Origin of the sequence: Vibrio sp. V38_P2S17PM301, assembly GCF_009904845.1 — a bacterium.
Classification (GTDB): Bacteria; Pseudomonadota; Gammaproteobacteria; order Enterobacterales; family Vibrionaceae; genus Vibrio; species Vibrio proteolyticus.
The window spans coordinates 1-6,188 of the sequence record NZ_WXWO01000020.1 but is presented as its reverse complement, the minus strand read 5'-3'; the positions used below and the strand labels follow the sequence as shown (position 1 = coordinate 6,188).

The 6,188-nt window shown below is 44.1% G+C and carries 6 protein-coding genes; 3 read left to right on the top strand and 3 right to left on the bottom strand.

Annotation, left to right across the window (positions count from 1 at the left end; genetic code table 11):
• On the top strand, positions 1-1,105 hold a 1,105-nt coding region (locus tag CAG64_RS04295; protein ID WP_161489278.1), incomplete at its 5' end, for an acyltransferase family protein.
• 135 nt (positions 1,106-1,240) lie between these two features.
• On the opposite strand, the gene pyrE is transcribed toward CAG64_RS04295, so the two are convergent.
• Positions 1,241-1,882 carry an orotate phosphoribosyltransferase gene (gene pyrE, locus CAG64_RS04290; protein ID WP_161457466.1) on the bottom strand — a complete coding sequence of 214 codons (642 nt, stop codon included), beginning with the start codon at positions 1,880-1,882 and terminating at the stop codon, positions 1,241-1,243.
• Positions 1,883-2,013: 131 nt separating this feature from the next.
• Positions 2,014-2,730 (bottom strand): ribonuclease PH, encoded by a 717-nt coding sequence (gene rph / locus CAG64_RS04285; protein WP_021704604.1) that lies wholly within the window; start codon positions 2,728-2,730, stop codon positions 2,014-2,016.
• A gap of 165 nt (positions 2,731-2,895) precedes the next feature.
• Here rph and CAG64_RS04280 point away from each other — a divergent pair, with 165 nt between their 5' ends.
• Both CAG64_RS04280 and CAG64_RS04275 read left to right on the top strand, forming a co-directional pair.
• Complete coding sequence (locus tag CAG64_RS04280) at positions 2,896-3,762, top strand: YicC/YloC family endoribonuclease (protein WP_161457465.1); 867 nt, start codon at positions 2,896-2,898, stop codon at positions 3,760-3,762.
• Between the two features lie 235 nt (positions 3,763-3,997).
• Positions 3,998-5,218: a tyrosine-type recombinase/integrase gene (locus CAG64_RS04275; protein ID WP_161457464.1), complete on the top strand. Its 1,221-nt coding sequence runs from the start codon at positions 3,998-4,000 to the stop codon at positions 5,216-5,218.
• A gap of 216 nt (positions 5,219-5,434) precedes the next feature.
• On the opposite strand, the gene CAG64_RS04270 is transcribed toward CAG64_RS04275, so the two are convergent.
• Positions 5,435-6,188, bottom strand: a 754-nt coding sequence (locus tag CAG64_RS04270) for a sigma-70 family RNA polymerase sigma factor (protein WP_161489277.1), incomplete at its 5' end; no start/stop codon positions are given.

The window sequence follows — 6,188 nt, the reverse complement described above, 5'->3', positions numbered from 1 at the left end:
TTATATAGGAATATGGTCTTATTCAATTTATTTGTGGCATTGGCCAGTCATTGTGTTTGCATCTATATTTAACATCAGTTTAAATATCATAAGTCAGGTATCAATGGTCATTATAAGCATTGTTTTAGGTTACTTTTCTTATTCATACATCGAAAAGAAAATAAATATAAATGTTATTTTTTTATTATTTACTATAGTTGTTTCAACGTCAATTTTTATAGAACAAAATGAAGTGAGTCCAATAAAGTATAGCCACATCAAAGATGCCGTCGACTCTATCGCTAGAAAACCTTATGAATGCTTTGATCAAGAATACATTCAAAATAAAACGAATTTCACATGTGAAATATCTAAAGGCACTAAGAGAATATTAGCACTAGGAGATTCACATATGTATTCGTCACTACCTGTCATAGAAAAAATAGCAAATAAAAATAATATCGGATTAGAATACGTAGGCTTTAGTGGTTGTCCTCCATTATTAGACGTGTACCCTATCAGAAGCTACTCAGAAAAAAGAAATTGTCAACGCCTAAATAAAAAAACATTTGAATACTCTATCGACAATATAGACATCATTTACCTAGCTGCAAGATGGACATATTATACAAATGGATCATACTCAGGCCAAGGAATGCAATACCTTTCATTAACGAACAGAATGAAAAACAAAGATAAATTTGAGTCTATTAATGCGTTTACTACTGGGCTGGAAAAAACATTATCAGAGTATAATAAATATGGTAAAAAAGTAATATTATTATTGCAAGTTCCGATGCAACATAGAAATGCAGATAAAATATATTTTGATTCAACGTCAATAAGTGGGTTAGAACTAGAAAAATTATCATCTTTATCTGTAAGTTATAAAGATCATATTAATTTTCAGAAATTCGTCAACTCAAAGATTATAAGTATTAGTAAAAACTTTAAAAATGTTGTTATAGTTGATCCAACTAATATTTATTGCAATCTTAAAACGTGTATAGTTGGAAATGAAAATGAGTCATTCTATTTCGATGATGATCACTTATCTGTAATAGGTTCTTTTAAAATGGAAAGTTATCTAGAACGTATTTTTCTAGAGAATTTGGATATCAATTAAAAGTTAATATCCAATTAAACATAACATTAATATTCTACGGTATATTAATTGATTTTTACGTTAGAAGGATTAATGAACCAACAAAAAGCTGGGGCAGCAACCTCAGCTTTTTTGTGTCACAGACCACTGCGTAGCTTAAATGCCGTATTCAGCGCGATACGCTTTTACCGCCGCCAAGTGGTCGTCGCTGTCGCCGCGCTCTTCCAGGTAGCGGATCAGATCGCTCAGGCTGACAATCGAAATCACAGCGCAACCAAAATCGCGCTCCACTTCCTGAATCGCCGACAACTCGCCTTTGCCTTTTTCCTGACGGTCGATGGCAACCAGCACACCGGCCAAATCCGCCCCGTTGGCTTGAATGATTTCCATCGATTCACGAATCGCGGTGCCCGCGGTGATCACATCGTCCACCAGCATAATTCGACCTTCCAGTGCGCTGCCGACCAGATTGCCCCCTTCACCATGATCTTTGGCTTCTTTGCGGTTAAAGCAATAGGGCGTATCCACATCATGGTGATCGGCCAGTGCCACGGCCGTGGTGGTGGCAATCGGGATCCCCTTGTACGCCGGACCAAACAGCACATCAAAAGCGATACCAGAATCGGCCAGCGCCGCCGCGTAGAAACGGCCCAGACGCGCCAGATCGCGGCCAGTGTTAAACAGACCAGCGTTAAAGAAGTAAGGGCTCTTACGACCGGATTTCAGAGTAAACTCGCCAAACTTAAGCACTTCTTTCTCTAAGGCAAACTCAATAAACTCACGCTGATATGCTTTCATTATACTCTCTCATTTTCCTGTGTCCGGTGTCTGACCGGACGGGTTAACAAAACTCGCGATATCGACTGGCACAACATAAGTACCAGATCCGAGGCAAAAAAATAGCCCCCATTCGGGAGCTACTTAAAAAACTAATTGGCTAAGGCCGCCTTCTGCGCGGCGACGATCTCGCTGATGCCGGTCTTGGCACTCTCCAGCAACGCCAGCAACTGTTCATGGCTGAACGGTTCGCCTTCGGCGGTGCCCTGGATCTCGATCATCTTGCCTTCTTCGGTCATCACCACATTCATATCGGTATCGGCCGCTGAATCTTCCACGTATTCCAGATCGCACAGCACGTCTTCACCCAGAATGCCGACGGAAACCGCCGCCACGTGACCTTTCATCGGGTTCTTTTTCAGTTTGCCACTGTCGATCAGTGTCTGAAACGCATCGGCCATCGCCACACTTGCTCCGGAGATCGACGCCGTGCGCGTACCGCCGTCGGCCTGAATCACATCACAGTCAACCGTGATCATAATTTCGCCCATCGCTTCCAGATCCACCACAGCACGCAGGCTGCGGGCGATCAGACGCTGAATTTCCATGGTACGGCCGCCTTGCTTACCGTTCGCCGCTTCGCGACGAGTACGCGAGTGAGTTGCACGTGGCAGCATACCGTATTCCGCGGTCACCCACCCTTTACCCTGACCTTTCAGCCAGCGCGGTACATTCTCTTCCACTGAGGCATTACACAGCACTTTGGTGTTGCCAAATTCGACCAGTACAGAGCCTTCCGCATACGCGGTGTAATGGCGGGTAATTTTGATTGGGCGAACTTGATCCGCCTTGCGATCGTCTGGACGCATGGGCTGTTACCTGTAATTAATGGGGAGACAAATTGGGTTGGGCGAAGATTATATAGGAATCCGTGCCGGGTGCCTAGGGTGAGTTTGACCCCATCCACGCGCTGCATTTCTATGCTACTATACCGACAGTTTGATATTCCGAATTGCTAAGCGAAGGACAAATCGATGATTTACAGCATGACCGCGTACGCGCGCAAAGAAGTCAAGGCAGAATGGGGCAGCGCGGTGTGGGAAATCCGCAGCGTCAACCAACGTTATCTGGAAACCTACTTCCGCCTGCCTGAGCAGTTCCGTGGTCTGGAGCCGCTGCTGCGTGATCGTTTCCGCAAACGCCTGGCACGCGGTAAAGTCGAGTGCAGTCTGCGTTTTGAAGCCAATCCGGCGGCCAGTGCCGAACTGTCGATCAACGAAGCGCTGGCCAATCAGGTCATCAAAGCCGCCAATCAGGTGATGCACATGACCGGCGAGCTGAGCCGCATCAATCCCTTCCAAGTCATGCAGTGGCCTGGTGTGATGGAGACGCCGGAGCAAGACATGGATGCCATCAATAAAGATCTGCTGTTGGCTTTCGACGATGCGCTGAGTGATTTTATAGAAGCCCGTGGCCGTGAAGGCGACAACATGAAGGCTCTGATCGAGCAGCGTCTGAGCGCCATCAGTGAAGAGGTGGTGAAAGTACGTGCGCGCATGCCGGAGATTCTCGAATGGCAACGTGAGCGTCTGGTGAATAAATTCGAAGAAGCCAAAGTCGAGCTGGAACCCTCCCGAGTCGAACAAGAGCTGATCCTGCTGGCTCAGAAATCCGACGTAGCGGAAGAGCTGGATCGCCTCGATTCACACGTGAAAGAAGCCAACAACATTTTGAAAAAAGGAGGCGCCTGTGGTCGTCGTCTCGACTTCATGATGCAGGAATTCAACCGCGAGTCGAACACACTGGCCTCGAAATCAATCAGCACCGACATCACCGCCTCCGGCGTAGAACTGAAAGTGCTGATCGAGCAGATGCGTGAGCAGATCCAAAATATAGAATAGATTCCCCTCTACTCCACACACTTCCACAAATCCCTTACTTATAAGGGATTTTTTATTTTCACCATCCATACACATCCATAAAATTCATCAACAGCCACTAACAAACGGGGAGTAATGTGGGTAGTATTTTGCTATTTACTCCCCGCCGTAGTATAAATATCACAACATACTCCCCACCTCTGGAGGGTAATGTAATGATAACTTCGATTAGAGCTATAAATTCAAGGAGATAGAGATGGGTAATCTCACCGTCAACCAAGTTAAGTCGATAGTAAAAGACCAAAAAACAGGTCGTCATGCCGATGGTGATGGTTTCTATCTAATGATTCCTAGAGTAGGTCGACCGTACTGGATGCTAAGGTACACCCTTTTTAAGAAAAGAAAGGAGGTGACAATTGGCAAGGTCGATGAACTTTCTCTTGCCGATGCAAGGTTGAAAGCTGCTAAGCTTCGAAAGCAAATAAGCGAAGGGATTAACCCAATTGCAGAAAGAAAGCGGAGTAAACAAGCTGATATACAAATAATCGATGATCTCTTCGAAGACTGGTACAAGGATTTGTCCAAAAGGCTCAAGCACCCCAATATACCTAAGCGTATCTACCAGAAAGAGATCTCTCCACAAATTGGTCAATACACGTTGAAACGTGTCACACCTTTAGATATCCGTAACATCATCCAAATAGTCGCTGACAGTGGCCGTCCAACCACAGCTAACGACACGCTAATGTATTGTAAGCAGCTTTTTAAACACGGTATGAAAATTGGTGTTATTGAGTCTAACCCTGCACTAGCATTTTCTAACTATGATGCTGGTGGCATTGAAGAAAGTAGAGATCGGGTCTTAGAGCTGGAAGAGATTAAACGTGTTTTTTCCGTCTTCAACCAAAACATTTATAGCTTCAATCGAGACAACTACCTAGCTTGTGCACTGCTTCTTTGTCTTGGAGTTCGTAAATCAGAGCTAGCAGAAGCAAAATGGGATGAGTTCGATCTAGATAATGCTTTATGGCACCTACCAGCGGAGCGGAGCAAATCTGGGACAGGTTTCACTATTCCGCTTCCGGAGCTGTGCGTAGAGTGGTTTAAAGAACTGAATATGCGAGCTTGTCGTTCGGAGTACGTCTTCCCAAACAGAAGGGAAAGCAAAGTACCTCACATGGGCAAAGACACACTGAACAGGGCTATTTCAAAGCTATTTGGTCGAGAGCCCGGTCGTAAGGTACAACCACCAAATAAAATGGGCGATATCAAACACTTTGCGGTTCACGATCTACGCCGCACATGCCGTAGCCTACTCGCTTCAGTAAAAGTTCCTAGCCATATCGCGGAGCGCTGTTTAAACCATAAGTTGAAAGGTGTAGAGGGTATCTATAATAGATATGACTACCTTGAAGAGCGTAAAGAAGCACTAGAAAAAGTTACCAATATGGTAAAAAGCTATATTGTACAAGATTAATCATACGGTCAGATCAGGTCTGAATCGGTACAACTAAAGTAAGCTACCATCTCGGCCCTTCACTTGCAACGTCATCAGGAACCCAAGCTAAACATGCTTGGTTTTGGTCTATAGCAACTCGAAAGGATAAACCTTGATTCCGATTATAGTTAAGGTAATTCAGAGCACCCTAAGTGAAATTTTAAGGGCGTTCACAATTCTGGCGACTATATCAAACTAGAAAACCCATCCAGCATTGATGAACCTACGTCTTAGTTTACCAAGAGCAATCTTTTGCAACTGCCGTACACGCTCATAGGATAACCCAATTAATCCACCTACTTCACCGAGTGATTTTTGAATCTCGCCTCGTAAACCAAATCTATGTATGATGATAGTTTTCTCTTTTTCTGACAGTAAATCTATTAGTTCATCTAGCTTCTCTAAAAGCACGGGGTGATACAATAAGTCATCTATAGTTTCTGGTTTGGAATCCTCATACTCTTCAGGAGGTAAAATGGGGTCTGAATCGGTACCAACTGTTGATACGGTAGTCATGAAACCACTGAGTTCGATTAATTCATGGATTTCAGACATGCTTCTGTTTGTTTTGTCTGCAATGTCTGAAACTGCCAGCTCTCGATTCAATTCTTTTGCTACCTTTTGTGTTTCTCGGTGAAGCCTAAAGATTTCTTTTTGAACATAAATGGGTAAACGGATCGTTCTTGCCTTATTGAGAAGAGATGCTTCGATAAACTCTTTAATCCACCAAACAGCATAAGTCGACAAACGATTACCCATCTCAGGATCGAACTTGTCTATCGCACGGATAAGACCAAGGTTACCTTCTTCGATCAAATCCAAAATGTTATGACTACATGTCGTTCTTCTAGAGTACTGACGTGCAATTTTAACTACCAATCTTAAGTTTGCCCCAATCAATGTATCTCTCGCTGATTTATCTCCTCTTCTCGCCCTTCTTGCGTAGTAC